Source organism: Bartonella sp. CL435QHHD (assembly GCF_042195095.1).
Classification (GTDB): Bacteria; Pseudomonadota; Alphaproteobacteria; order Rhizobiales; family Rhizobiaceae; genus Bartonella.
On the sequence record NZ_JBHINS010000076.1, the window covers coordinates 61067 to 87301 of the forward strand.

At 35.1% G+C, this 26235-nt stretch carries 25 protein-coding genes; 13 read left to right on the forward strand and 12 right to left on the reverse strand.

All coding sequences use genetic code 11. From position 1 onward, the window contains the following. Window positions 1-193 precede the first annotated feature (193 nt). From dapF to ACFILH_RS06215, 7 genes are all read left to right on the forward strand, one after another. Window positions 194-1045: a diaminopimelate epimerase gene (gene dapF, locus ACFILH_RS06185; RefSeq protein ID WP_375637288.1), complete on the forward strand. Its 852-nt coding sequence runs from the start codon at window positions 194-196 to the stop codon at window positions 1043-1045. After that, complete coding sequence (gene mtaB, locus ACFILH_RS06190; RefSeq protein ID WP_375630643.1) at window positions 1045-2328, forward strand: tRNA (N(6)-L-threonylcarbamoyladenosine(37)-C(2))-methylthiotransferase MtaB; 1284 nt, start codon at window positions 1045-1047, stop codon at window positions 2326-2328. Before dapF ends, mtaB begins: the two co-directional genes overlap by 1 nt. 14 nt (window positions 2329-2342) lie before the next feature. Beyond that, window positions 2343-3596: a signal recognition particle-docking protein FtsY gene (gene ftsY / locus ACFILH_RS06195; RefSeq protein WP_273790164.1), complete on the forward strand. Its 1254-nt coding sequence runs from the start codon at window positions 2343-2345 to the stop codon at window positions 3594-3596. Continuing rightward, window positions 3593-4279: a septation protein A gene (locus ACFILH_RS06200; RefSeq protein ID WP_273790165.1), complete on the forward strand. Its 687-nt coding sequence runs from the start codon at window positions 3593-3595 to the stop codon at window positions 4277-4279. The genes ftsY and ACFILH_RS06200 overlap by 4 nt, the downstream gene beginning before the upstream one ends. A gap of 63 nt (window positions 4280-4342) precedes the next feature. After that, complete coding sequence (gene gloB / locus ACFILH_RS06205; RefSeq protein ID WP_273790166.1) at window positions 4343-5104, forward strand: hydroxyacylglutathione hydrolase; 762 nt, start codon at window positions 4343-4345, stop codon at window positions 5102-5104. A 2-nt stretch (window positions 5105-5106) separates the two neighbouring features. Then, window positions 5107-5604, forward strand: coding sequence for a hypothetical protein (locus ACFILH_RS06210; RefSeq protein WP_375667531.1), 498 nt, complete (start codon window positions 5107-5109; stop codon window positions 5602-5604). A gap of 196 nt (window positions 5605-5800) precedes the next feature. After that, window positions 5801-6268 carry a hypothetical protein gene (locus ACFILH_RS06215; protein ID WP_375667532.1) on the forward strand — a complete coding sequence of 156 codons (468 nt, stop codon included), beginning with the start codon at window positions 5801-5803 and terminating at the stop codon, window positions 6266-6268. A 21-nt stretch (window positions 6269-6289) separates the two neighbouring features. Here ACFILH_RS06215 and ACFILH_RS06220 read toward each other — a convergent pair whose 3' ends face one another. From ACFILH_RS06220 to rho, 6 genes are all read right to left on the reverse strand, one after another. Further along, complete coding sequence (locus tag ACFILH_RS06220) at window positions 6290-7186, reverse strand: ParB/RepB/Spo0J family partition protein (RefSeq protein ID WP_273790169.1); 897 nt, start codon at window positions 7184-7186, stop codon at window positions 6290-6292. A gap of 40 nt (window positions 7187-7226) precedes the next feature. After that, window positions 7227-8024 carry a ParA family protein gene (locus ACFILH_RS06225; RefSeq protein WP_273790170.1) on the reverse strand — a complete coding sequence of 266 codons (798 nt, stop codon included), beginning with the start codon at window positions 8022-8024 and terminating at the stop codon, window positions 7227-7229. A 6-nt stretch (window positions 8025-8030) separates the two neighbouring features. Continuing rightward, a complete protein-coding gene (rsmG, locus tag ACFILH_RS06230; RefSeq protein WP_375630633.1) occupies window positions 8031-8678 on the reverse strand; it encodes a 16S rRNA (guanine(527)-N(7))-methyltransferase RsmG in 648 nt (215 codons plus the stop codon). Then, window positions 8678-10546 carry a tRNA uridine-5-carboxymethylaminomethyl(34) synthesis enzyme MnmG gene (gene mnmG / locus ACFILH_RS06235; protein ID WP_375667533.1) on the reverse strand — a complete coding sequence of 623 codons (1869 nt, stop codon included), beginning with the start codon at window positions 10544-10546 and terminating at the stop codon, window positions 8678-8680. Before mnmG ends, rsmG begins: the two co-directional genes overlap by 1 nt. A gap of 106 nt (window positions 10547-10652) precedes the next feature. Next, on the reverse strand, window positions 10653-11960 hold the full coding sequence (gene mnmE, locus ACFILH_RS06240) for a tRNA uridine-5-carboxymethylaminomethyl(34) synthesis GTPase MnmE (RefSeq protein ID WP_375667535.1): 1308 nt from the start codon (window positions 11958-11960) through the stop codon (window positions 10653-10655). A gap of 31 nt (window positions 11961-11991) precedes the next feature. After that, window positions 11992-13257, reverse strand: coding sequence for a transcription termination factor Rho (rho, locus tag ACFILH_RS06245; RefSeq protein ID WP_015857121.1), 1266 nt, complete (start codon window positions 13255-13257; stop codon window positions 11992-11994). Window positions 13258-13806: 549 nt separating this feature from the next. Between rho and ACFILH_RS06250 the strand changes: the two genes are divergently transcribed. From ACFILH_RS06250 to polA, 6 genes are all read left to right on the forward strand, one after another. Next, on the forward strand, window positions 13807-14646 hold the full coding sequence (locus tag ACFILH_RS06250; RefSeq protein WP_273790174.1) for a pyruvate, water dikinase regulatory protein: 840 nt from the start codon (window positions 13807-13809) through the stop codon (window positions 14644-14646). Further along, window positions 14643-15239, forward strand: a complete 597-nt coding sequence (locus ACFILH_RS06255; protein WP_375611343.1) for a Maf family nucleotide pyrophosphatase — start codon at window positions 14643-14645, stop codon at window positions 15237-15239. Before ACFILH_RS06250 ends, ACFILH_RS06255 begins: the two co-directional genes overlap by 4 nt. After that, window positions 15232-16104, forward strand: a complete 873-nt coding sequence (locus tag ACFILH_RS06260) for a shikimate dehydrogenase (RefSeq protein ID WP_375654294.1) — start codon at window positions 15232-15234, stop codon at window positions 16102-16104. Before ACFILH_RS06255 ends, ACFILH_RS06260 begins: the two co-directional genes overlap by 8 nt. Further along, a complete protein-coding gene (coaE, locus tag ACFILH_RS06265; RefSeq protein WP_273790177.1) occupies window positions 16101-16685 on the forward strand; it encodes a dephospho-CoA kinase in 585 nt (194 codons plus the stop codon). The genes ACFILH_RS06260 and coaE overlap by 4 nt, the downstream gene beginning before the upstream one ends. A gap of 4 nt (window positions 16686-16689) precedes the next feature. Beyond that, the gene (dnaQ, locus tag ACFILH_RS06270) at window positions 16690-17397 is read left to right on the forward strand and encodes a DNA polymerase III subunit epsilon (protein WP_273790178.1); all 708 of its coding nucleotides are present in this window, start codon (window positions 16690-16692) and stop codon (window positions 17395-17397) included. A gap of 299 nt (window positions 17398-17696) precedes the next feature. Then, window positions 17697-20606 carry a DNA polymerase I gene (polA, locus tag ACFILH_RS06275; RefSeq protein ID WP_375654293.1) on the forward strand — a complete coding sequence of 970 codons (2910 nt, stop codon included), beginning with the start codon at window positions 17697-17699 and terminating at the stop codon, window positions 20604-20606. A 5-nt stretch (window positions 20607-20611) separates the two neighbouring features. Here polA and ACFILH_RS06280 read toward each other — a convergent pair whose 3' ends face one another. The 6 genes from ACFILH_RS06280 to ACFILH_RS06305 form a co-directional block, all read right to left on the reverse strand. Next, window positions 20612-21475 (reverse strand): endonuclease/exonuclease/phosphatase family protein, encoded by an 864-nt coding sequence (locus tag ACFILH_RS06280; RefSeq protein WP_375643022.1) that lies wholly within the window; start codon window positions 21473-21475, stop codon window positions 20612-20614. A gap of 112 nt (window positions 21476-21587) precedes the next feature. Then, window positions 21588-22361: a Bax inhibitor-1/YccA family protein gene (locus tag ACFILH_RS06285; RefSeq protein WP_273790181.1), complete on the reverse strand. Its 774-nt coding sequence runs from the start codon at window positions 22359-22361 to the stop codon at window positions 21588-21590. 1120 nt (window positions 22362-23481) lie between these two features. Then, entirely contained in the window at window positions 23482-23985 is a 504-nt protein-coding gene (gene lspA / locus ACFILH_RS06290) for a signal peptidase II (RefSeq protein WP_375630620.1), read from the reverse strand. After that, entirely contained in the window at window positions 23975-24829 is an 855-nt protein-coding gene (locus tag ACFILH_RS06295; protein WP_375630618.1) for a TrmH family RNA methyltransferase, read from the reverse strand. Before ACFILH_RS06295 ends, lspA begins: the two co-directional genes overlap by 11 nt. Window positions 24830-24831: 2 nt before the next feature. Continuing rightward, window positions 24832-25764, reverse strand: a complete 933-nt coding sequence (locus ACFILH_RS06300) for a class I SAM-dependent methyltransferase (protein ID WP_375630616.1) — start codon at window positions 25762-25764, stop codon at window positions 24832-24834. Between the two features lie 173 nt (window positions 25765-25937). Next, complete coding sequence (locus ACFILH_RS06305) at window positions 25938-26234, reverse strand: lipopolysaccharide assembly protein LapA domain-containing protein (RefSeq protein WP_273790185.1); 297 nt, start codon at window positions 26232-26234, stop codon at window positions 25938-25940. Between the last annotated feature and the right edge of the window lies 1 nt (window position 26235).

Sequence of the window (26235 nt, forward strand, 5' to 3'; positions counted from 1 at the left end):
CACAAAAAAATTAAGCGAATATTTGTTATAGTTACAAAGATAAATTAACAAATTAAAAAAAACAGGTTAAAATCACTTATTTTAAACGAAATAACTTATGTACCAAATTTTATATTTATTAAACACTGGAAATTTATAAGATTTTCAGCCATATATCTCTTTTATAAGTAATCATTAGAAATAGAGAAGTTTCATGAAAACGCCATTTAGCAAAATGGACGGTCTTGGAAATCAAATTATTGTTGTTGATATGCGTGAAAGCACTCATGCTCTTACACCAAAAGCAATCCTTGCTTTGTCAGCAGATCCTGAAATGCATTTTGATCAAATCATGGCTATCCACACACCAACCCAGAAAAAAGCCAACTTCCGCATCGAAATATGGAATGCCGACGGATCAATGGCTAAAGCTTGTGGCAATGGTACCCGCTGTGTCATCGCATGGCTTAAAGATCACAATTTTGGTGAAAAATTTCATTTAGAAACTCCCGCTGGAATTATTGAAGGGAAATACCAAACCGACAATCTCATTTCTGTTGATATGGGATGCCCAAATTTCAATGCAAAAGAGATGCCTGTTTCACGTGAAATAGTTGATACCAATCACGTAGAAATTACGGCTGGTCCCCTAAAAGACGCTTGTCTCATATCCATTGGCAATCTCCATGCTATCTTTTTTGTTGAAAATGATATTCAACATATTCCATTAGAAAAATATGGACCAAAACTTGAACATGATCCCCTGTTTCCCGAACAGTGCAATATTTCCATTGCTTGCATAACGTCAAAGAAAAGTCTAAGTTTACGTACATGGGAGCGAGGAGCAGGATTAACACAAGCATGTGGGAGTGCTGCTTGTGCAAGTGCAGTGGCTGCTTATCGTCGTGGTCTTACACAACGTCATATTGATGTAAACTTACCAAAGGGAACACTTAATATTTTTTACCGAGAAGACAATCACGTTATTATGACAGGACCAATAAAATATCAATTTAGTGGCTTTTTAAGCCCTTTAACAGGGTGCTACAAAAAGGATCACTCCTGATGGCAATAGAAATTGTAACTTTTGGTTGTCGACTTAATAGCTACGAATCGGAAATCATTCGCAAAGAAAGTACTTCTTCAGGGCTAGATCAGCTTAAAGATGGTGCTATTATCTTTAATACCTGTGCTGTCACTGCCGAAGCCGTACGACAAGCAAAACAAGCTATCCGCAAAGCACGACGTGAAAATCCTCATGCACGTATCATTGTAACAGGGTGTGCCGCCCAAACAGAAGCACAAAATTTTGCCTCAATGACAGAAGTGGATCTCATTTTAGGAAACGAAGATAAACTTCACGCCCATTCTTATCGTCAACTTCCTGATTTTGGTATTAACCATTCTGAAAAGGTGCGTATCAATGACATTATGGAAGTACAAAAAATTGCTCCACATATGGTCAGTGCAATGCAAGAGCGCACCCGCGCTTTTGTACAGGTACAAAATGGATGTGATCATCGCTGTACATTTTGCATTATTCCTTATGGACGAGGACCATCTCGTTCAGTACCCATGGGTGCTGTCATAGAACAAATAAAAAAGCTGATAGGTGAGGGTATCCAAGAAGTGGTCCTTACAGGTGTTGACCTTACAAGTTATGGCCACGATCTTCCTGGAAAAGCTACTCTAGGAAAATTAACTTCAGCAATTTTGCATCATGTTCCTGACTTAACGCGATTACGCCTCTCATCTATTGACTCTATTGAAGCAGACGAAGAACTCATCAATCTTTTAGCTTATGAAACAAGAATCATGCCCCATTTGCATTTATCTTTGCAAGCAGGTGATAATATGATTTTAAAACGGATGAAACGGCGTCATCTGCGCGAACATGCCATTCAATTTTGCCAAGAGTTGCGTGCCAAACGTCCTACAATGGTGTATGGTGCCGACTTAATTGCTGGTTTTCCTACAGAAACAGAAGAGATGTTTCAAAACAGTCTTGTTTTAATCAAAGATTGTAATTTAACCCATCTCCATGTCTTCCCCTTTAGTCCAAGAGAAGGAACACCTGCCGCACGTATGCCACAAATCAACCGTAAAATAGTTAAGATGCGTGCTGAAAAATTGCGTAAAGCAGGTGAGATGGCTTACCAAAAGCATCTTGCTCATTTACAAAACAGTCTACAAACAATTCTCGTTGAAAAAGATGAAATCGGACGAACAGAAGATTATACCCTTGTACAGGTTAAAGGTGCAAAAGCAGGAACAATTGTTCAAGCCCTTATCGTTGATCATGATGGCGATAAATTGATTGCTGTCCTTCCAAAATTAAACGCTGCTTGAGCAGGAAAATTCTTATGACGAAATCTTTTATTAAAAAAATATTCTCTTTTAACAAATCTCAAGAGCAAGAAATTGAACAACAGATTTCTATTCCTGATAAAAGCGATATAATAGAAGAAAATAAAGACAAAAATGAAAAGACAAAAAATAACCAAGTTTCTATAGACACAGAAAAAGAAGAACAAACAAAAAATCCAGAGTCAATACTTACAAAATATGATGAAAAATCTCCATTTCTAGAATCCCGTTCTGATAAAATTCCTTTTTCTGGTAAAATTATTGTCACAGACAACATCCGTGAAAAAAAGAATGAAGAAATTTTATCTGAACCTTCTGTTGAACAAAAAAAGACAGCGTGGTTTGGGCGCCTTAAAAAAGGTCTATCCCTTTCTTCACAACGCTTAAGCGGATCAATTAGCGATCTCTTTGTTAAAAGAAAACTTGATGAAGACACATTGCAAGAGCTCGAAGATATTCTTATCCAAGCTGACATAGGTGTAGAGACGGCAACACGCATCACAAATACTTTAGCTTCCAGTCGTTACGGAAAAGACCTCTCCCCAGATGATATTCATACTATTGTAGCGGATGAGGTCAAAAAAGTTCTGGAACCTGTTGCAATACCATTGGAACTTGATCTCAGCCATAAACCGCATGTTATTTTGCTGGTAGGTGTAAATGGCACTGGAAAAACGACAACTATTGGAAAACTTTCAGCAAAATTAACAGAAGGGGGATTAAAAGTTATGCTGGCAGCTGGTGATACTTTCCGAGCCGCAGCTATTGAGCAACTACACATCTGGGGTGAACGTACCAATTCTCCTGTTATTTCAACAAAATTGGGTGCAGATGCCGCCAGCTTAGCATTTGATGCTTATGAAAAAGCAAAAAAAACAAACAGTGATGTATTAATTATTGATACAGCAGGGCGTTTACAAAATAAATCTGAATTGATGGATGAATTAGCAAAAATTATTCGTGTTTTAAAAAAACATACCCCCCAAGCACCCCATACAATCCTTCAAACGCTTGATGCAACAACCGGACAAAATGCACTCAACCAAGTAGATATTTTCCGCGATATTGCTGGTGTTAATGGTTTAGTCATGACAAAGCTAGATGGGACTGCACGAGGAGGAATTCTTGTCGCTATCGCAGCAAAATATAAATTACCCGTTTATTTTATCGGTATAGGAGAAGATATTGAAGACCTTCAACCCTTTTCTGCTTCTGACTTTGCCGAAACTATCGCAGGAAAACATGCATGAAACAGCCTTTATCTAATCCTAATTTACACAATAATTCTGAAAAAAAAATGAATAACAATAAAAAAAAATCTCTCTCACCAACACTTAAGTTTCTTTTGGAAATGGGTCCATTGGTTGCCTTCTTTTTTGCCAATTATAAGGGAGAATGGCTGATAAAAAACATTGGATTTTTTCAAAATTTTAACAAATCTATTTTCCCTGCAACAGCTATTTTCATGGTAGCGATAATTATTTCCCTAAGCTTATCATGGATCCTTGCAAGACAAATTCCTATTATGCCTCTTATTTCGGGAATATTTGTTTTAGTTTTTGGCTTTCTAACTCTCTGGCTTCATAATGAAACTTTCATAAAAATGAAACCGACAATCATTAATAGCTTATTTGCTTTTATACTTTTTGGTGGGATGTTTTTTAAAAAACCACTTTTACGTTATGCTCTTGATTCTACCTTAAAACTTGATGATTTAGGTTGGCAAAAACTTACCTATCGTTGGGCGTTTTTTTTCATTTTTCTTGCCCTTTTGAATGAAATAATTTGGCGTAATTTTAGCGATAATTTCTGGACAAGTTTCAAAGTATTTGGCGTCATGCCTATAACAGTCCTTTTCATGCTTACCCAAATGCCTATAATTATAAAACATTCAAAAGGACTTTTTACAGAAGAGGACAAATCTGATTCTTAAAAAAATCACCACTACCGATTATTTTATAGATTCATCGCCAAACACTGTTCGGGAGAAAAAAATATGTTGATTGAACAGTTTATTTGTCGAGAAGACAATTTTGGTATACTCATTCATGATGAAAAAAGTGGTATGACAGCTGCAATAGATGCTCCTGAAAGCAAAGCAATCCACAATGCTTTAAAGCGCCACAATTGGACACTTAACACTATTTTTGTAACTCATCATCATCACGACCATGTAGAAGCCCTATCAGAATTAAAACAAGTTTACAACGCTATGGTTATCGGGCCAGAAGCAGAAAAAGAAAAGATCAATTATCTTGATCAAACACTTCAACCTGATGAAAGTTTTTCTTTTGGCACACACCTGCTTTTAGCTCTTTCAACACCTGGTCATACTTTAGGCGCATTATCTTACTATTTTCCTGAGAAGAGTTTACTCTTTGCTGGAGATACACTTTTTTCATTGGGCTGTGGACGTCTTTTCGAAGGAACACCTGCACAAATGTTAAATTCTTTAAAAAAACTTCGTAAACTTCCTGATGAAACACTTCTCTATTGTGGACATGAATATACAAAAAATAACGCTCTTTTCGCACTAACAATTGACCCACATAATAAAAAACTCCACCAAAGAATAGAGGAAGTTTTTTTGCTACGTGCAAAAAACGCTATGACTTTACCTGTCACTTTAGGGCAAGAAAAAGCCACCAATCCCTTTCTCCGCTGGGATGATAGTGTGTTGCGAAGGAACCTTGTAATGGAAGAAGAAACAGATGAAGAAGTTTTTGCTGAAATTCGAAGAAGAAAGGATAATTTTTAACCATGCTTAAGTTCGTATTACGTTTGTTTCTCCTTTTTCTTTTCGTGATACATATTCAACTAACAAGAGCAGAGGAAAAGGAAACAGATAATTCTTCTCTTATATCCCCTCTCGTTGCAAATTATCCCTTAACAGAAGATTTTTTTTTAAAACTGGAAAAAATTGAAAAAGAATGTGAAAATTTACTTCCAGAAACAAAAAATGATCTTATCACTTATGATTCTAGTATCCACTCTAATATTGAAAACTACACTACCTATATTTCTAGTAAACCAAAACTTATGAATATTTTAAAAAAAAATAATATCAAACCAGAAGATTTTGCTGCTGGAACCTTAGTACTTAAAGAAATATCCGCGCTTCTCATATTTGCACCTGAAAAGGAATATTCTACTGAGAAAAATATTATATTTCTAAACAATCTTGAATTTGTTAAAAAACATTTTTACAAAGCAACAATTCTTTTAGATAGCTGTGAAAAACTCATTTTGAGCAACTAATCAGTTATGAAATGTTAGAAAATATCACCCCTTTAATCTAATAAAGAAGTCAGTGCATTAAAAAATCACCGTATTTTTATCATTCCTAATAATTGTTTTTATTTCGATTATATTTATAAATGTTTTTCTAAAAATAAAGAATAACAGACGGAAAAGTATTTATTGAAATTCAAAAAAGAAAGGATAATTTTTAGTCATGTTTAAACTTCTATTGTGTTTTTTCTTCATTTTTCCTTTTGTATCATACGCTCAAGAAAAAAAACAAGAAATAGATGATCCTTCTTTTATACCGACTTTCATTGCAAATTATCCCTTAACAGAAGATATTCTTTTAAAGCTGGAAAAAATCAAAGCAGAATGTAGAAATTTATCTTCAGAACCAGAACAAACAAATACAAAAAGTGATATCAATACTTATGATGATCATATTGAAAAATATGCTGCCTATATTTCTAATAATCCAAAACTTGTGAATATTTTAAAAGAAAATAATATCACACCAAAAGATTTTGTTGTTGCTCACCTAGCACTTAAAGAGACATTATATGTACTTACTGATGAGGAAAATTATACTTATGAAAAAAACTCTTTACCTTCAAGAAATCTAGAATTTGTTAAAGAACATATGTATAGAATAATCCAAATTTTAAGAGATAACTGTTAAAAATCTTTTTAGAACAATTGATTAACTTTGTAAACGCCGACAAATTTCATCTAATTGTTCTAATGAAGAGTAATGTATTTTTAAATCGCCACCTTTTTTACCATGTCGAATAATAACTTTCATTCCTATCACATCTGCAAGTAATTTTTCTAAAGATTTTGTTTCAGCATCTTTTTCCGTATTGGTACGCTTTTTAGTTTTAGGATTGGCTTTCTCATATGCAAGTATTTCTGTTTGACGTACTGAAAGCCCTTCACGAATAATTTTCTCAGCTAAATTTTGTGGATCATCAACGGTTATAAGACAACGTGCATGACCAGCAGAAAGTTGTCCATCCGTTAAGAATTGTTGTACTCTTTCTGGAAGTTTTAATAAACGAAGCGTATTTGCAACATGACTACGACTTTTTCCAATAACTTGTGCTAAATCTACTTGTGTATAATCATGCTCATTCAAAAGCATCTCATATCCTTTTGCTTCTTCGATAGGATTAAGATCTGCCCGCTGAACATTTTCAATAATAGCCAATTCCAAAGCGGTTTTATCGTCCACATCACGAATAATAACGGGTAATTGACTTAAATTTGCACGTTGTGCTGCACGCCAGCGCCGTTCACCCGCAATCAATTCAAACCGATGAGGATGATCTCTTAAAGGCCTTACAATAACCGGTTGAACCACACCGTGTTGACGAATTGATTGTGCCAAATTATCAAGCTCTGTTTCAGTAAAATGACGCCGAGGATTGTGAGGATTACATGAAATAGATTCAATAGAAATAAATCGCTCAGAAATACTACCGGATTCATTTAATTTATCAAAGCTTGATGAACGTGCAATATTGTTGTTTAAATTGATATCTCCAATCAATGCAGCTAATCCACGTCCTAGTCTTTTTTTTGAGAGATCATCATTCATAATTTTTCTCTTTGAATTTTTAGATTATTTTTTTATATTTTTAAGCAGCAGCGCGTGCTTGTTTTTCACGTTGTATCATTTCTGATGCTAGACGCAAATAAGCTTGGCTTCCAGCACATTTGAGATCATAAAGCAATACAGGTTTTCCAAAAGAAGGTGCTTCTGATACTCTTACATTTCGTGGAATAACAGTACGATAAACTTTATCTCCCATAAAAGAACGTACATCTTCAACAACTTGATTTGAAAGGTTATTACGTCCATCATACATTGTTAGAACAATACCTTGGATTTCTAAAGATGGATTAAGTACGGATCGCACTTGTTTTACTGTTTCAAGTAATTGACTTAAACCTTCAAGTGCTAAAAATTCACACTGCATAGGTACCAAAACAGAATCCGCGGCCCCCATAGCATTAAGTGTTAAAAGATTAAGGGAGGGAGGACAATCAATTAAAATATAATTGAATTTTTTTTCCATTTCCGGATCATCATAGAGAGCTTTACGTAAGCGTTGTATGCGATCTTTTGATGAAGAAATTTCCATTTCCACACCTAAGAGATCAAGTGTAGAGGGAACTATATAAAGATTGGGTACAGCTGTCTTTAAAGCCGCCTGTGTAATTGAAACGCCCGAAACCAAAACATCATAAGACGATAAAGGACGGCTATTACGATCAATCCCCAAACCAGTACTTGCATTACCTTGTGGATCAACATCCATAATAAGAACATTTTCACCAATGGCTGCTAAAGCTGTTGCAAGATTAATTGCTGTGGTTGTTTTTCCGACTCCACCCTTTTGGTTTGCAATAGCGATAATTCGTGTTTCGCTCATTTTGCTCTACCCTCTATATGATCGAATATGAGAAATTTCCAAAATAACAGAATTTTCATCAACTTTACTTTTATGTTTTAACAGATCAAAGTGCCAATTGGCAGAGGCATTTTTTATTTCTGTAGCGTAATCCCGACCTTTTTGCAAAAGAGCTATAGTTTTTTCTGTTAATAAAGGAAAAATAAGTTGTAAAAGAGTATTAAGCGGCGCTAATCCCCGTGCCGTTATAATATCAGACATGGGAATTTTTTGATATATATCTTCAATCCTAGCGTGATAAACCGTTGCTGGAAGATTAAGTTGAGCAATAACTGTTCGCAAAAAAGCAACTTTTTTCCCATTACTTTCAACAAGATTAATATGTCCTTCTTTTTTTTCTTTCAAAAAGATAGCAATCACAATTGCAGGAAAACCTCCTCCTGATCCTAAATCACACCAATGTAAAGAATGAGCATACAAAGGAAAAATTTGTGCTGAATCTAGAATATGTCGTGTCCATAGATCTGGTATTGTTGTAGCAGATATCAAATTAATATGCGCATTCCATTGAAGTATTAAAGACTCAAACTGAATTAAATTTTCCATTGTTTCACGTGAAACAGAAGGAACAATATTTAATAATTGTTGATATTTTTTTTCTATAGAAAAATCCATTAAGCTGTTTTAGCCTTTTCACGTCGTTGACGTTGAATATATGTAATAATAAGAGATAACGCAGCGGGTGTCATGCCATCAATTTTTTGTGCATCAGCAATTGAACGCGGCGATACTTCTTTAATTTTTGATTTAAGTTCATTTGAAAGACCTGAAATTGCCTGAATATCAAGAGAAGAAGGAATTTCTAAACGCTCATCTCTCTGAAGAGAAGCAATATCTTGTGCTTGTTTATCTAAATAAACCGCATATTGTGCTTCAATTTCTAAAGATTCTGCTGTTTTAGAATCAATTTTTTGTAATTGTGGCCAAAAATCTGAAAGACGCTCTAAGGTCATATGAGGATAAGCAAGAAAATCATAAGCCGAACGCCGAATTCCATCATGATTAACATGTAATCCATGAGCAGAAGCTTCATTAGGTGTTAAAAAAATATTTTGACATATTGATCGTGCTTGATCAAGCCGTTGTTGTTTTTTCTGATAACATTCCAAACGTATTTTACTCACAATACCCCATTTTTGTGCCAAAGGTGTTAAACGCGTATCAGCATTATCAGATCGTAAAGATAAACGAAATTCGGCACGTGATGTAAACATCCTATAAGGTTCACAAACACCACGTGAAACCAAATCATCAACCATAACACCAATATAAGCCGTAGATCGACTTATAAGTATTTCATCTAATTTACCTACTTTACGTGCAGCATTTAATCCAGCTAAAAGTCCTTGTGCTGCTGCTTCCTCATATCCTGTTGTACCATTAATTTGTCCTGCTAAAAATAAACCTGGTAAAGAGCGTAATTCTAAGCTTCTCGTTAATTGTTGTGGATTAACAAAATCATATTCAATAGCATAACCAGGTTGCAAAACTATAGCATTTTCCAATCCTTCAATGGTTTTCAATAGAGAAATTTGCACATCTTCAGGAAGAGAAGTAGAAAGACCATTTGGATAAACGGTATCATCATTTAATCCTTCTGGTTCTAGAAAAATCTGATGTCCATCACGTTCTCCAAATTTAACAATTTTATCTTCAACAGAAGGACAATAACGTGGTCCTAACCCTTCAATATTTCCAGAATATAAAGCAGAACGATAAATATTCTCACGAATAATTTGATGTGTTTTCTCATTTGTACGTGTTATTGCACATTCAATTTGTGGTTGTTCAATTTTCTCTGTTAAAAGAGAAAAGGGTATGGGATTTTCATCTGCTTGTTGTTTTTGGAGAGCTTCCCAAGCAATTGTTTTTTTACTCAAACGAGCAGGGGTTCCTGTTTTTAATCGACCAAGTTTTATATGATAATTTTTTAAACGTTTAGCAAGTTTCACACTTGACTGATCCCCCATACGTCCAGCAGCCCATGTTTTATCACCAATATGAATAAAGCCATTTAAAAATGTCCCTGTTGTTAAAACAACAGCACCAGATAAAATTATTCCTTGTTTTTTTAAAATAACACCTGATACACAATTATCTTTAACAACCAGATCAATAACTTCATCCTCAATAAGAGTAAGATTTTCTTGTTCTTTTAATAATTTTTGAATTTCTTTTTTATAAAGTTGTCTATCTGCCTGTGTTCGTGGTCCTCTTACTGCCGGTCCTTTACGTCTATTAAGTAGTCTAAACTGAATTCCAGCAGCATCTGCTGCTCTTCCCATGAGACCATCTAATGCATCTATTTCACGAACTAGATGCCCTTTTCCAAGTCCACCAATAGCAGGATTACACGACATTGTTCCCAATGCTGATATTTTATGTGTAACAAGCGCTGTTTTGGCTCCTACACGCGCTGAAGCTGAAGCTGCCTCACAGCCAGCATGACCACCACCAACAATAACAACATCATATGATTGCATTTAATTCATTCCGTAGAAAATATTCTAAGGTTTCACGTGAAACAATATATAAATTACATAATCTTTATAATCTGTCTATGAAATAATCAATGTTTCACGTGAATCATTATTTACCAACACAAAATTCTGAAAAAATAATATCAAGCAAATCTTCAACATCAATATCTCCTGTAATTTTACCAAGAAAATCACTTGCACAACGGAGATGTTCTGCACGTAAACTGAGATCAAGAGAATGATAATTAAGAGAAAATTCAATCTCTTTAACAGCCTCCTTTAACAATTGAAGTTGTCTTTTACGTGCTGGAACAATATTTCCAATTTCAGAAGCACGATGATGACAAAATGATTCAAGTTCTTTTATAAAATAATCAAAATTTAAACCAGTTAATGCGGAAAATTGTATAGACCAACGCTGATCATTTTTTTCATAAAGATCAAGCTTATTGCCAACACACCATATTTCAGCCGATGTTTCTGGTAAATCAACCTGCTTAGGATTTCCTATATCATAAACCAAAATAACCAAATCAGCTTCCATAACATGCTGTTTAGCAACTTCTATTCCCATCTGTTCTATTTTATTTTCTGTTTTTCTAAAACCAGCAGTATCCGTTAAAAAAATAGGTAAACCACCAAGAATAATTCTCATTTCTAAAGCATCACGGGTTGTTCCTGCTTCTTCCGTTACAATAGCAACAGATCTTCCTGAAATACGATTCATAATGCTTGATTTTCCAGAATTAGGAGCACCAGCAATAACAATTTTTAATCCATCACGTAAAATACTCGCACGCTCTCCTTCACTAATATATTCTCGAAGAGAGGTACAAAGATCTTCAATATTTTTCCAAACTTTATCAGATATTGCGTTGGGAATATCTGCTTCATCAACAAAATCAAGTTCTGCCTCGATAAAAGCACGCGCCTTCATAAGCTTATGACGCCAATCACGATAAAGCGTCGTTAAATGTCCACTTGTACCCATAACAGCTAAACGCCGTTGGCTTTCCGTTTCTGCTTCTATTAAATCAGCAAGACCTTCTGCTTGAACAAGATCTAATTTTCCTTCCATAAAAGCGCGTCGTGAAAATTCACCTGCCTCTGCAATACGGCATCCAGAAAATGTCGATAATTCATCGAGAAAACGATTAACGACGGCTTTTCCTCCATGTAAATGGAATTCTGCACAATCTTCCCCCGTAAAACTATGAGGAGCAGGAAAAAAAACAGTTAAACCAGAATCTAAAAAACTACCATCACGAGCAGTAATATTTCCATAATGCATAAAACGTGCTTTAGGTAAACGACCACAAAGCGTTTTAACTATATCTACAACATGAGGACCAGAAAGCCGAATGACTGCAACCCCTGAAGGTAACAATCCACTCGAAACAGCAAAGATTGTATCCACAGGTTTTATCCTAATAAAAACTTTAATGACTCTACGTATTCATTGAATCAAAAAATTCACTATTGTTTTTTGTTTGCTTTAATTTATCAATCAAAAATTCAATTGCATCTGTTACATTCATAGATGCTAAAATACGACGAAGAACAAAAATTTTATGTAAATCTTGTCGTTCTACCAGAAGTTCTTCCTTACGCGTTCCTGACTTTAAAATATCCATAGCAGGGAAAATACGCTTATCAGCAACTTTTCGATCAAGAACAATTTCCGAATTACCTGTTCCTTTAAATTCTTCAAAAATAACCTCATCCATACGACTTCCTGTATCAATCAAAGCCGTTGCAATAATGGTTAAAGATCCGCCTTCTTCAATATTACGTGCTGCACCAAAAAAACGTTTTGGACGCTGGAGAGCATTTGCATCCACACCACCTGTTAAAACTTTACCCGAAGAAGGAACAACTGTATTATATGCACGCCCAAGACGTGTAATAGAATCGAGAAGAATAACAACATCACGCCCATATTCAACGAGACGTTTGGCTTTTTCAATGACCATTTCTGCCACTTGTACGTGACGTATTGCTGGTTCATCAAAAGTAGAAGAAACCACTTCTCCTTTCACTGAACGCTGCATATCAGTAACTTCTTCTGGTCGTTCATCTATTAAAAGAACAATGAGATAACATTCAGGATGATTAGTGGTAATAGAATGAGCAATATTTTGAAGTAAAACTGTTTTTCCCGTCCGAGGAGGAGCTACAATTAACCCTCTTTGTCCTTTTCCCAATGGAGATATCAAATCAATCACGCGTGATGACATATCTTTCTCTGTAGGATCTTGTATTTCCATTTGGAAACGTTCATTTGAATAAAGAGGAGTAAGATTATCAAAGTGAATTTTATAACGAATCTTTTCAGGTTTTTCAAAATTAATTGTATTAATTTTAAGGAGAGCAAAATAACGTTCTCCCTCTTTTGGACTGCGTATAGGACCCTCAATTGTATCACCTGTCTTTAAAGAAAACGACTGTATTTGTGCAGGTGAAAGATAAATATCATCAGGACCAGGAAGATAATTAGCATCAGCAGATCTCAAGAATCCAAATCCGTCTTGTAAAACTTCAACAACACCCTCTCCTATAATTTCTACATCTTGTAGAGCAAGTTTTTTCAAGATAGCAAACATTAATTCTTGTTTGCGCATAAGGGAGGCATTTTCAACTTCTAATGTTTCAGCAAAAGAAACAAGCTCAACGGGATTTTTGCTTTTAAGTTCTTGTAGTTTCATTTTTTGCATGAAATATGCTCTTTGTAATGGAGAAGATTGTTCTAAATAATTTATGGAAATTTATGAGTGAAATATTATTAAGAAAAAAATATTCTACACTCAATTTTTTTAATCTGCAAGTACCATTTATATGAAATTTATTCCTGTAATATTAAGTAATTATATGAAAAACTTGAAAAAATATAAAATCCAAATAGTATTTAATTATTTTAATAACAAAAATGTAAGTTAAATTTATAGCATTAATGAAATGCTATTCAAAAGTATTTTTACAGAAATTTATATTAATAAATTTATATTAAAGAAAGGATTATTCTTATTTATAACTGTGTTTAGTGTGGATTATTATTTATCCTCAATTTTATCCACAAAAGGAAGTTAAAAAAGAATAAAAATAACACTATCTTAAAGATATTATCCCCTCTTTTTTTATAAGAGGGATTAAATTATCACAAGCATTTAATTTGTGCATAAAAAAGGAGAATTTCTTCTAAATTTTAGTTTTATAAAAAATGGTGAAGATATATACACATGTCTTAACAAGGAGTTAAAATTTTTGTGACAAAAGAAAAAAAATTCTTTCATTTACACATGCTTTCTGATGCAACGGGAGAAACATTAATCTCTGTTGGAAGAGCTGTAGCATCGCAATATGCAATGAGTCAGGCAACAGAGCATATCTATCCTATGATTCGTAATAGAATACAGTTACAAAAAGCTCTTGATGAAATACAACAAGAACCAGGTATTGTTCTTTACACAATGATTGATGAAGAATTTAAACTTCTCCTTCAAAAAATGTGTAAAAAAATAAAAGTTCCCTGTATTGATATATTACATCCTGTTTTAAATGCTTTTCAGTCTTACCTTGGAATGCCAACACATTTACGTGCGAGCGCACAACATGATCTTAATGCGGATTATTTTCGCCGTATTGAGGCACTGGATTTTACAATAGAGCATGATGATGGACAGTCTTCCAGTAGCTTATCCGAAGCAGATGTGATTCTTGTGGGAATTTCAAGAACCTCTAAAACGCCAACAAGTATCTATTTAGCAAATCGCGGAATAAAAACGGCTAATATTCCTCTTATTCCTAATATTGATTTGCCAGAATCCCTTTTAGAGGCAAAAAATTCTTTAATTATTGGTTTAATTGCTTCAGCTGAAAGAATCTCACATATCCGCCAAAATCGAGATTTGGGAGAAAGTTTTGCTCTTGATAATTATACAAATCGTATCAACATAGCTGAAGAATTAATCTATGCAAAACGCATTTGCGAACGTTTTGGTTGGCCTATTATTGATGTCACAAGACGTTCTATTGAAGAAACTGCTGCTGCAATATTTGAACTGTTATCACGATTTCGTGAAGGAAATGAGAGAAAATTCTCATGAACGCAGATACGTTAATATTAGCATCTCTTAGTTTTTATCGTGCAAAATTATTAAAAAAAGCAGGCTTAAATTTTTCCATTGAAGGAGCTTCTTTTGATGAAAGAGAAGTAGAAAAAAAAGCAAAAGAAAAAACACCTAAAGAACTCAGCTGTTTTCTTGCGAGCGCAAAAGCAAAAAATGTTTCAGATCGTTTTCCTGATGCTTTCGTTATTGGTTGTGATCAAGTTCTTGATTTTGAAGGTCAAGTTTTTCACAAAGCAACAAATATAAAAGAAGCACATCAACGTTTATGTGAATTATCAGGAAAAACCCATTCTCTTCATAGTGCGGTAGCTTTATTTAAAAATGGTCAAAAAATTTGGGTTGAAGCTTTTAGTGCACATATGTCCGTCCGTTTACTCTCATCAGAATTTATTGAACGTTATTTAGCACGCGTAGGAAAAGATGTTTTAAACAGCGTGGGAGTATATCAAATTGAAGGAGAAGGAATTCATCTCTTTGAAAAAATTGAAGGAGATTTTTTTACCATTGTTGGTTTACCTTTACTGCCTCTACTCATAAAACTGCGCCACTTAGGAATTATTGATGGTTGACTTAACAATAAAAAAAACAAATTATCCGCGTGCTTTTGTTGTTGGTTCTCCAATTCATCATTCAAAATCGCCAAAAATTCACAATTTTTGGCTTAAACAATATGGTTTACAAGGAGAATATCTTGCACAAGAAGTAACATCTGAAGAATTCAGTCATTTTATTGCGTCTTTACAAAAAATAGGCTTTTGTGGAGGAAATGTTACTTTACCTTATAAACAGGAAGCTTTTCGTTTAGCAGATTATAAAGATGAGAGAGCAACAATGATTGGTGCTGTTAATACACTTTGGTATGAAGGAGATAAGCTTTGTGCCACGAATAGCGATGCCTATGGTTTTAGCGCTAATCTTGATGATTTTGCATCTGATTGGGGAGGGGAAACAGCTCTTGTTTTTGGAGCAGGTGGTGCCGCACGCGCTATCATATATGCCTTAAAAAAACGCGGATTTGAACAGATTTATCTGATTAACCGTACAAAACAACGTGCTGATAATTTAGCTCAGCATTTTGGAAAAATCATTAAAGTTTACGATTGGCATAAAATCCATGAAATACTTCATCAAGCTGATTTGATTGTTAATACAACCTCTATTGGTATAAAAAATCCAGAAGAAAAAAGTGATTCTTTTTTTTGCGATTTTCATAAAGCAAAAAAAACGGCGTTAGTAACAGATATTATTTATACACCATTGATAACTCCTTTTTTACAACAGGCAAAGGCTTGTGATCTCAAGACGGTTAATGGACTTGGGATGCTTCTACATCAGGCTGTTATAGGGTTTGAACAGTGGTTTGGAATAAGACCACAGGTAACAAAAGCTTTACGGACAGCTATTTTAGAGGATATGAGTGAAAAAAGAGAATGAAGATCATAGGATTAACGGGATCAATTGCTATGGGAAAATCAACAGTTGCTGATTTTTTCAAGCAAGCGGGTATTTCTGTTTTTAGTGCTGATGAAGCAGTAAAACAGCTTTATAAAAGTGAGCCAGCTTTGTCATTCATAGAGCGTATTTTTCCTGGTGTTGTTGAAAACGGTGAAGTTAACCGTTTGAAACTTTCTGAAATTTTGATTGATGATAAAGAAAAATTACAAACATTAGAAAAAATAATTCATCCTTTGGTGCAAGAAAAAGAAAGGGAATTTATTGATATAGCGCGTGAACAAGGGAAAAAATTCGTTATTCTTGATATTCCACTTTTGTTTGAAAAAAATGGTGAAAGTCGTGTGGATAGCGTTATTGTTGTTTCTGCTCCACCAGAAATACAAAAAGAACGTGTCATGATTCGCCAAGGTATGAATGAGAAAAAATTTGCCTTTATCAATGCTCAACAAATGCCAGATGAAAAAAAACGAGAACGTGCTGATTTTATTATTGATACAGGGAAAGATTTAGAGAATACACGTCAACAGGTTTTTGATGTAATAAAAAAACTAAAGAATTGAAGTTATGCGGGAAATTATTTTTGATACAGAAACAACAGGTTTAGATAAAGAAAAAGATCGCATAATCGAAATTGGTTGTGTAGAAATGGTTGATCGTTATCTCACAGGACGCCAATTTCATGTTTATTTAAACCCTGAAGGCGTTATTATTCCTGATGAAGTTGTAGCAATTCACGGATTAACCAATGAACGCCTAAAAAACGAGAAAAGTTTTAGTGATATTGTTGATGAGTTTTTAGAATTTATCAAAGACGCGACAATGATTGCGCATAATGCGAGTTTTGATATTGGTTTTATTAATGCAGAATTAAAACGTGTCAACAAACCGCTTATCAGTGTTGATAATATTCTTGATACACTGGCTATGGCGCGGCGTAAATTTCCTATGGGTCCTAATTCTCTTGATATTTTATGCAAACGTTTTGGAATTGATAACAGCCATCGTGTTCTTCATGGTGCTTTGCTTGATGCAGAGATTCTAGCCGATGTTTATATTGAGCTTATCGGTGGAAAACAAGGTGTATTGGGTTTTGATAACAGAAGGGGTGTTGATGAACATATCCAGAATGATAAAGATACATCTTATGCCGTTAAAATTCGCCCACAGGCTTTACCTTCAAGATTGAGTACGCAAGAAAAAAAGTTACACGCTGATTTTATCTACAAAATGGGTGAAAAAGCTCTGTGGAATAATTTCAAAATTCATGAATAACATCATCTTTTCTCTAAAAAAGTCACGATTGAAATTAAAGAATATCGATGTCAAAAAAAACGGTCGTTGTGGGGAGGGGAACACCACAACGACCCTGTCGCTACATCGTACCTCAGCTATCATAGGAGGAGCAAAATGAAAGCTATTAATCCTGTAACAGCAAAGAAAAGCTCTAGGTACTTAATATAAAATGCAACGACTTCATGTCTTATGAAAAGAAAAAATGGCTTTTTAGAGGCAAAGTGAAAAAATATATAAGGACAAATTGTTTTTTTAGCTGAAATGGAGAAAAAATTGTAATGAAAGCAGCAGATCATCTTTTTTTGGTTGACGGATCAGGCTATGTTTTTCGTGCTTATTATGCTTTACCGCCTTTAAAACGTAAAAAGGATGGACTTCCTGTAGGAGCAGTAGCTGGTTTTTGCAATATGTTATGGAAATTACTATGTGATGCTCGTAATACAGCTACGGGTGTTGTTCCAACACATTTTGCTGTTATTTTTGATTATTCATCTGATACTTTTCGGAAACAAATTTATCCTGAATATAAAGCGAATCGCGCTGAACCTCCTGAAGATCTAATTCCTCAATTCGCGCTAATACGCCAAGCAACGAAGGCTTTTAATTTGCCTTGTATTGAAAAGGAAGGCTTTGAAGCGGATGATTTAATTGCTACCTATGCAAAATTTGCAACAAAGGTTGGGGCAAAAACAACCATTATTTCTTCTGATAAGGATCTTATGCAACTCGTAAATACGCATGTATCTTTGTATGATGGAATGAAAGATAAGCATATAGGTATCTCAGAAGTTATAGAAAAATGGGGTGTTGCGCCTGAAAAAATGATTGATTTACAAGCATTAATTGGAGATTCAACAGATAATGTACCGGGTATTCCAGGCATTGGTCCAAAAACTGCAGCTCAGTTATTAAATGAATTTGGTTCTCTTGATCTTTTATTGCAACGCGTAACAGAAATTAAACAAACAAAACGGCGTGAAAACATTCAAGCTTATAGAGAACAAGTTAAAATGTCTCGTGAACTTGTCAGGCTTAAAACAGATGTTCCTATAGATAATGATTTAGATGATTTTGTTTTGGAGCCACAAGATGGTCCACGTTTAATTGCTTTTTTGAAAGCGATGGAGTTTTCAACATTAACGCGTCGCGTGGCAGAGGCAACGTCATGCGATGCAGCTGTTATTGACGCACTTGATATAGATGTTGAATGGGAAAAACTAAGCCCCAGGCATGATTCTGAGATCAAGAATACTGAGCACGCATCTCTTCATAGTTTTTCTGAAAATTCTCCACAAGTTTTTGCACAAAAACGTAAAGATCAAGCGCTGACTCAAAAAATTACAAGAGCTGCTTATACAACAATTCTTGATGAGAAAATTTTAAAAGAGTGGTTATCACAAGCACAGGAGCAGGGTTTTTTCGCTTTTGATACTAAAACAACATCTCTTGATCCGATGCAAGCAAAGCTTGTTGGTTTTTCACTCGCATTACAGCCGGAAAAAGCAGCTTATATACCTCTTGAACATTTTGATGAAGGAGAAGAGGACCTTTTGAGGGGCGGGCGCATTGCCTCACAGATTGAGGCCCGAAAAGCTTTAGCACTTTTAAAACCGATATTAGAAGATTCAGCGGTGTTAAAAATTGGTCATAATATAAAATATGATTGGTTGGTGATGAAGCAATACGACATTATGATAAGCTCTTTTGACGACACTATGCTTTTATCATATGCTTTTGATGCTGGAACTTTAACCCATAATATGGATGATTTGTCTGAACGTTGGCTTGAGCATAAACCAATTGCCTATAAAGATTTAACGCATAACGGAAAAAAAATTACTTCTTTTGCACAAGTAGATTTAAAACAAGCAACCCTTTATGCGGCGGAAGATGCTGATATAAAGCTACGCCTTTGGCAAGTATTGAAACCACAACTTGTTGCTCGTGGGATGACAAAAATTTATGAGCGTCTTGATCGACCCCTTGTAAAAGTTCTTGCAAGAATGGAAGAACGGGGGATTCTTATTGATAGGCAGATTTTATTGCGTCTTTCCGGAGAGTTGGCACAAGCTGCTTTGATTCTAGAAGAGGAAATTTACAAACAAGCTGATGAAAAGTTTAATATTGCTTCGCCAAAGCAATTAGGGGATATCCTTTTTGGCAAAATGGGATTGCCTGGAGGCGCCAAAACTAAGGGTGGACAATGGTCAACTTCTGCACAGACTTTAGAAGAGTTGGCTGCTGAAGGTCATATTTTACCGCGTAAAATTATTGAGTGGCGTCAACTTGCAAAGCTAAAATCTACCTATACAGATGCCTTGCCTTCTTATATTTTTTCAAAAACAGGGCGAGTTCACACGAATTATTCTTTGGCAATAACATCAACAGGTCGGTTATCATCATCAGAGCCAAATTTGCAAAATATTCCAGTGCGAACTGCTGAAGGGCGTAAAATCCGAACAGCTTTTATTGCTCCCAAAGGACGTGTGTTACTTTCTGCTGATTATAGTCAGATTGAGTTGCGCATTCTTGCACATATTGCGGATATAAAAGCATTAAAAGAAGCTTTTGCTAAAGGGCATGATATTCACGCTATAACGGCATCACAAATGTTTGGTGTTGCGATAGAAGGAATGCATTCAGATATACGACGGCGTGCAAAAGCGATTAATTTTGGTATTATTTATGGTATTTCAGCTTTTGGATTAGCTAATCAATTGGGAATTTCACGCCAAGAAGCGGGTCGTTATATTCAACTGTATTTTGAAAGATTTCCAGGAATTAAAGATTATATGGAGAAAACTAAAATCTTTGCACGTGAAAATGGTTATGTAGAAACAATTTTTGGACGTCGTATCCATTATCCAGAAATAAAAGCAAAGAATGTAAAAATTCGTTCTCTTAATGAGCGAGCAGCTATCAATGCTCCAATTCAAGGTTCTGCGGCCGATATTATTCGCCGCGCTATGATACATATGGAAGATGCTTTAAAAGAAGAAAAACTATCAGCAAAAATGTTGCTGCAAGTGCATGATGAACTGATTTTTGAAGTACCAGAAGAAGAAAGTAAAAAAACCATGACTGTTGTTAAAAATGTTATGGAAAATGCTACAATACCGGTTCTATCTTTATCTGTACCGCTTGAAGTAAAAGTCATGACGGCTCAAAATTGGGATGAGGCACATTAATTTTTTTATTTATTTTTAAGAATGTTGATTGCGTTAGAAAGATTAAGATAGGCTTTGATAGGCAAATGATCTGAAGCAATGCGTGCAAGCGGTGAATGATGATTTTCAATACTTGTTACCAATTGGTGGGGAAAAGAAAAAACTCTATCAAGGGCTAAAAAAGGAAAGCGAGAGGGAAAGCTTGGTACAACTTCAAAAGTGCTATCAAAATAGGGAGAAAAATGATTTAAAGATGAGCCTTTTCCCATCCGCCATTCATTAAAATCTCCTATAAGGAGTGTAGGCATAAGGGGGCGTTTTTGGAAAATTTCAAGGAGCATTTTTGTTTGTTGTTTACGAGAGTAACGTAATAAGCCAAAATGAGCCGCAATAATACGAATAGGGCCTGCTTCCATTTCCAACTCTACAACTACAGCCCCACGTGGTTCAATACTAGGAAGAGTGACTTGTAAAGTATCACGTACATATCCCTTTCGCAAAAAAAGAGCATTCCCATGCCAACCATGGCCATGAGGTGACATAGTATTAAGAGGTACAGGAATCAAACCGGTTTCAGCTTTTAATAGCTGAAGATTAATCAAACCAATGCGTTCCCCAAAACGTTTATCTGCTTCTTGAAGAGCAAGAATATCAACTTGTAATTCAGTAATAACACGGACAATTCTTGTAGGATTAAAAATTTTATCAACACCTACACATTTATGCACATTATAGGAAGCAACGGTCAGATCATAATTACTATTTTGATTGATGATGTTTGATTGATGATGAGAGCGGCTGTGAATTGCATTAAAAAGGGAGCTGTGGAGTTTTTGTTGGATAAAACCGGTAAACCAAGGGAATTTTTGCTTATAAGGTATTTTTGTCATTTTACGAAAAGAATAGTCCCTAAGAGGCCAAGGGTAAAGACTTACACTAAAAACAAAAGAACCTTGTCTCTTTTAGAAACAAGGTTCTTTAATTAAGTTATGATTTTTGCAATCAATCACGGTTTGAGCCAAGAAACTGTAGCAAGAAGACAAACATATTAATGAAATCAAGATAAAGATTCAACGCGCCCATAATAACTTTACGTCCTCTGGTATCGCTTTCATCTCCTTCATAATACATCAACTTAATGCTCTGGGTATCGTAGGCTGTTAAACCAGCAAAGATAAAAACACCAATCACAGAGATAGCAAACTGCAAAGCGCTTGATCCAAGAAAAATGTTCACAATCATGGAAAGAAACAAGCCGATCAATCCGATGAATAAGAAGGAACCGATTGCTGTGAGATCACGCTTTGTTGTGTATCCATAAAGTGAAAGAGCTCCAAAAGTTGCGGCGGAAATGACAAAGGTTTGCACAACACTTTCTGTCGTATAGCGCAAAACGATTGAAGACAGTGAAAGACCAACCAGAGCAGCATAACCAAAAAAGAGACTACGAGCAGCATTTGTGCTCAATGTATTAATTTTAAAACTGAGGAATAAGACTGCTATGAGTGGTGCAAACATAACAATATAAGAGAATGGCGATGTATAAAATGTTACTCCAAGTGGTGTTAGATAAACACTGCTATTGATTTGAGCTGCTGCTTGGCTCATATCTGTTGTCGTTGCTAATGATACAATTGCATAAGCGGCAGCAGCTGTAATAAGCAAACCAATGGCCATTGCATTGTAGACACCCAACATATAGTCGCGTAATCCCTGATCAATTGATGCATCGGCATGAGAAGCAGGTGCCGAACGTAAATCTTTAAAATTAGCCATAATATAAAATCCTTTAGCATATGTTCTGTCAGGTATAGGGCTTTAAAAGTGTCTCTGTCATTACACAGATAAGCTTGGTATAAGCCTTAATTGGGCAAATACAAAAACCCTTAAGAATCACTGACAGAATTCCAGCATATATGCTCTTATTATGGAGATTTATTTAAAAATTACAAGAGATTTATATGAAGAAGGAACCTTACAAATTGGTAAGGAAATAGTTCATTTTAATAAAAAATATTTCCATTTTTTGCCATATTTTTGCAAGATAAAAAGACTACATTCAAAAAATTTTCTATTATTCACAGAAACTATGTAATACAATCCCTTATAAAATATTCACTATTTTTGCGTTTATGAGAAGAGCGGCAAGTATCATCACACTATTTTCAACTTCCAATATTGCATCTGTTTTGCACGGTTATTAAGAGCTATTGAATTGGATTTTATATAATATATTGATATGTAATGATAAATTGTCTTTTTGAGTACTAAATGATACTCTGAATATCGCAAGCTTCTCTGGTTTCAAATCTGTTTATATTAATCAAGATTATTAACTTGCTTGTGTCTTGCAAGAGACATGGTTTTTATGGATTCAACATGAACAGATTCCAAATAAAAGAGATTTAGGCTATTAAGGGCTTTTATTCAATATGAAAAAAGGTAATTTATATTTATAATCAATATGTTGCTTTAACAAGACACCATTGAAAATAGTTGAAAAAATGTTTTTTATTAAACAATATATAAAATAAAAAAGGAGAGTTTTTAAATGAAGCACTTAAGAAAGGCTCTGTAAAAGCGATATCTGTAAAAACTAAAAAACATACGAAAAGCAATTGTTCTAATTAAATAAATGGAACTTTAAATGCTGTGAAATATCTCCTCAAAAATTATGATGTAGGACACATGGATAAAAAATATTGATTTCTATTTGAGTTCATTTCTTTTGCACTAACTAAGTGTAGAAATGTGAAGTTGAAAAGAAAGTAAGATCTTATCGTCCCATGAAGAGAAACACGTGAAATGACGAGCAACAAGAATTGATTAAGAGAAATCAATGCGTAATCAGACTTGTGATGATCAAAGCTCTCTGTTTTCTAAGGCAATGAACATATCAATGAGGAGATGTACTATTGGAATGACGCCTTCCTTTCATCCAAGTACGCAATTCTTCAATAAGGATGGCAATAACACCGAGAGTGATAAAACTATCTGCAAGGTTGAAAATAGCAAAATAAAAAATATCATCAATATGAAAAAGTATATAATCAGTGACATGATGAAAGCGAATACGATCAATGAGATTGCCGATGGCTCCTCCAATAATAAAAATAAGGCCAAAGCGCATTAAATACTTATTATATTCAGTATTTTTCCATAACCATAGAAGGAAGATAATCACAATGATCGTGATGGCGATGATTCCCCACTGAGAAAAGGAAGAAAAAAACGAAAATGCAATGCCAGAATTGCGCACATGATAAAGGGAAAGAAAAGGAATAAGCGAAATTTCTGTTCCTAAAGGCATATTGTGCATAACCCAGTATTTGACAGCTTGATCAAGTACTACTGTAAAAGCCAAGCCCAAGAGAAGAAAAGGGAGTGATTTACGAATCATGTTTTTCCTCACATGGTTCCAGTATTAAATAGGGGCGACGGATTTCATAAAGCATAACAGCTGTTGCTACAGCTAGATTAAGCGAGTCTGCTCGTCCGCTTTGTGGAATACGCGTAAGTTTATCACACCGATTCGTAAGAAGATCTGATAATCCCTGTTTTTCATTCCCCATTAAAAGGATAATAGGGCCATTTTTGAAGTCAAGTGTGCGATAATCCAGAGATCCTTTGAGGTGTGTTCCAACGATCATACCTTTAAAGTGAGAAGACCAGTTTAAAAAGGCGCTTTCATCAAAACGATAAAGTGGTACAGAGAAAATAGATCCCATGGTTGCACGGACCGTTTCAGGCGAGAAAGGGTCTGTTGTTTCACCAATTAAAATAACACCTTTAGCACCTACAGCATCAGCGGTTCGAATAATGGTACCAAGGTTTCCAGGATCACGCACACGATCAAGCGCGATGTAAACATCTTTAATCTGTCCTTTTATCATTTCAAAAGAGTGCCATTTTTGCTTGAAAATACCAATAACTGTTTGTGGGTTATCGCGTCGGGTAAGTGATTCCATAACCTTTTGTGAGGCTTTAATAACAAAACCACCGTTGGCTACAGCACGTGCGGCAGTATTTTCGATAGTAGCATTACCGATTTTACTTTTAGAAAAAATAAGCGTCTGTATTGTCCAGCCAAGATTGAGAGCATCAATGACCAATTTCAATCCTTCTGCCATGAAAAGACCTTCTCTATTACGGTTTTTCTTTTGGCTAAGTGCTTTAAGATCTTTTATGATGGGGTTGCTAAGAGAGGTAATTTCTTTCACTCTACCAGTTTTAGGTCTACACATATTCAAGCAATCCAACGGCTAAAAAGAGAAGTAGAAAGAGCACGTCCTGCAACTTCTTCACGCAAAATGAGTTCTCCTGATTCGACCGTACCACCAAGATTTACAAATGCATCACGCATTAAAGCATGAAGTGCAAAGAAGGAAGCACGAATAGAATAAGCTGTAAGGACAACAGAAAGCGGTTTATCAGAGAGAAGTTTACGACAATTTGTGATCATGGCGGGTAAATGATCAAACAGTTGCCAAATTTCACCATGGGGTCCACGCCCATAAGCAGGGGGATCAAGAAGAATCATATCATAGCTTTTTTTACGACGCAGTTCACGCTCGACAAATTTCATAGCATCATCGCAAATCCAGCGAATAGAATGATCTGGTAATCTTGCTCTTTCTTGATTAGCTTTTGCCCACGCAATGGCTTTTTTAGAAGCATCAACATGGGTAACATTCGCACCCGCTCGTGCTCCAATCAAAGAGGCAATACCTGTATAGCCAAAAAGATTCAACAATTTTATAGGGCGTTTGGCTTGAACAATTTGTTCTTCCATAGAGCGCCAATGGGCATCTTGTTCAGGAAAAACCCCCACATGACGAAAGGAAGTAAAACGGCCTAGAAAAGACAATCCATTCCAAGCAAGAGCCCATGTTTCATCAAGTGGCTTTTTAGGAAAATGCCAACGCCCAACCCCTTCTTCATCAAGGTTTCCTGTGAAAATAGCATCAACATCAGCCCATTGTTGTTGAGGTAAAGCGGGTTTCCATAGTGCTTGACCTTCTGGTCGAATAATGCGGTAAGCTCCATAACGTTCTAATTTTTGTCCATGACCAGAATCAATGAGAGCATAGTTTTCGCTTATACCCGTTTCTAAAATAAGGGGCAACTTTTCCTGCGGATATCTATTGTTATGGGAGGATTGAAAGTATTGTGCGGGCATGTTTTGTATCACGGTATATGAGGTATAAAAAGATATTATAAAGCTCTTAAATGTTTCGTAAAAGTGCAAAAAAGCTAAAGTCAATTAAAACATGTATAAAAAAAGAAAAAGAGCACTTTTAACTCTGTACTGAATATAAAATACTAAAGAGAAAAGATTTCATTTAAATACCATTACACCAGATTTGTGATAGATGTTTTCAATTTTTCAATCTCGGCTTTACTTTTTTTGAGAGCTTTTTTGTATTTGTGATAGGAAAACCAACTTATCAGATTTCCTAATAAAATACCAAAACCAAAGAAAATAAAGAGCCATATAAAGAGGGGAGCATGATAAGTAAAACTTTCAGGATTTGCTCGAAAAGGATCAAGGGTTAACGGAACCATTTGACGATTAGCCACGATAAAAACAATCAAAACCGCTGCGAGAATCACACCGATACTTGTTAGAAGAATACGTTTAATTATCATA

Bases quoted from the DNA above. Each gene is read 5' to 3' on its own strand.
- dnaQ (WP_273790178.1), top strand. From the start codon at position 16,690: ATGCGGGAAATTATTTTTGATACAGAAACAACAGGTTTAGATAAAGAA.
- mtaB (WP_375630643.1), top strand. From the start codon at position 1,045: ATGGCAATAGAAATTGTAACTTTTGGTTGTCGACTTAATAGCTACGAA.
- lspA (WP_375630620.1), bottom strand. From the start codon at position 23,985: ATGATTCGTAAATCACTCCCTTTTCTTCTCTTGGGCTTGGCTTTTACA.
- gloB (WP_273790166.1), top strand. From the start codon at position 4,343: ATGTTGATTGAACAGTTTATTTGTCGAGAAGACAATTTTGGTATACTC.
- rho (WP_015857121.1), bottom strand. From the start codon at position 13,257: ATGCAAAAAATGAAACTACAAGAACTTAAAAGCAAAAATCCCGTTGAG.
- rsmG (WP_375630633.1), bottom strand. From the start codon at position 8,678: ATGGATTTTTCTATAGAAAAAAAATATCAACAATTATTAAATATTGTT.
- mnmG (WP_375667533.1), bottom strand. From the start codon at position 10,546: ATGCAATCATATGATGTTGTTATTGTTGGTGGTGGTCATGCTGGCTGT.
- ACFILH_RS06225 (WP_273790170.1), bottom strand. From the start codon at position 8,024: ATGAGCGAAACACGAATTATCGCTATTGCAAACCAAAAGGGTGGAGTC.
- ftsY (WP_273790164.1), top strand. From the start codon at position 2,343: ATGACGAAATCTTTTATTAAAAAAATATTCTCTTTTAACAAATCTCAA.
- ACFILH_RS06300 (WP_375630616.1), bottom strand. From the start codon at position 25,764: ATGCCCGCACAATACTTTCAATCCTCCCATAACAATAGATATCCGCAG.
- ACFILH_RS06295 (WP_375630618.1), bottom strand. From the start codon at position 24,829: ATGTGTAGACCTAAAACTGGTAGAGTGAAAGAAATTACCTCTCTTAGC.
- polA (WP_375654293.1), top strand. From the start codon at position 17,697: ATGAAAGCAGCAGATCATCTTTTTTTGGTTGACGGATCAGGCTATGTT.
- ACFILH_RS06210 (WP_375667531.1), top strand. From the start codon at position 5,107: ATGCTTAAGTTCGTATTACGTTTGTTTCTCCTTTTTCTTTTCGTGATA.
- ACFILH_RS06305 (WP_273790185.1), bottom strand. From the start codon at position 26,234: ATGATAATTAAACGTATTCTTCTAACAAGTATCGGTGTGATTCTCGCA.
- ACFILH_RS06220 (WP_273790169.1), bottom strand. From the start codon at position 7,186: ATGAATGATGATCTCTCAAAAAAAAGACTAGGACGTGGATTAGCTGCA.
- dapF (WP_375637288.1), top strand. From the start codon at position 194: ATGAAAACGCCATTTAGCAAAATGGACGGTCTTGGAAATCAAATTATT.
- ACFILH_RS06255 (WP_375611343.1), top strand. From the start codon at position 14,643: ATGAACGCAGATACGTTAATATTAGCATCTCTTAGTTTTTATCGTGCA.
- coaE (WP_273790177.1), top strand. From the start codon at position 16,101: ATGAAGATCATAGGATTAACGGGATCAATTGCTATGGGAAAATCAACA.
- ACFILH_RS06260 (WP_375654294.1), top strand. From the start codon at position 15,232: ATGGTTGACTTAACAATAAAAAAAACAAATTATCCGCGTGCTTTTGTT.
- ACFILH_RS06215 (WP_375667532.1), top strand. From the start codon at position 5,801: ATGTTTAAACTTCTATTGTGTTTTTTCTTCATTTTTCCTTTTGTATCA.
- ACFILH_RS06285 (WP_273790181.1), bottom strand. From the start codon at position 22,361: ATGGCTAATTTTAAAGATTTACGTTCGGCACCTGCTTCTCATGCCGAT.
- ACFILH_RS06200 (WP_273790165.1), top strand. From the start codon at position 3,593: ATGAAACAGCCTTTATCTAATCCTAATTTACACAATAATTCTGAAAAA.
- ACFILH_RS06280 (WP_375643022.1), bottom strand. From the start codon at position 21,475: ATGACAAAAATACCTTATAAGCAAAAATTCCCTTGGTTTACCGGTTTT.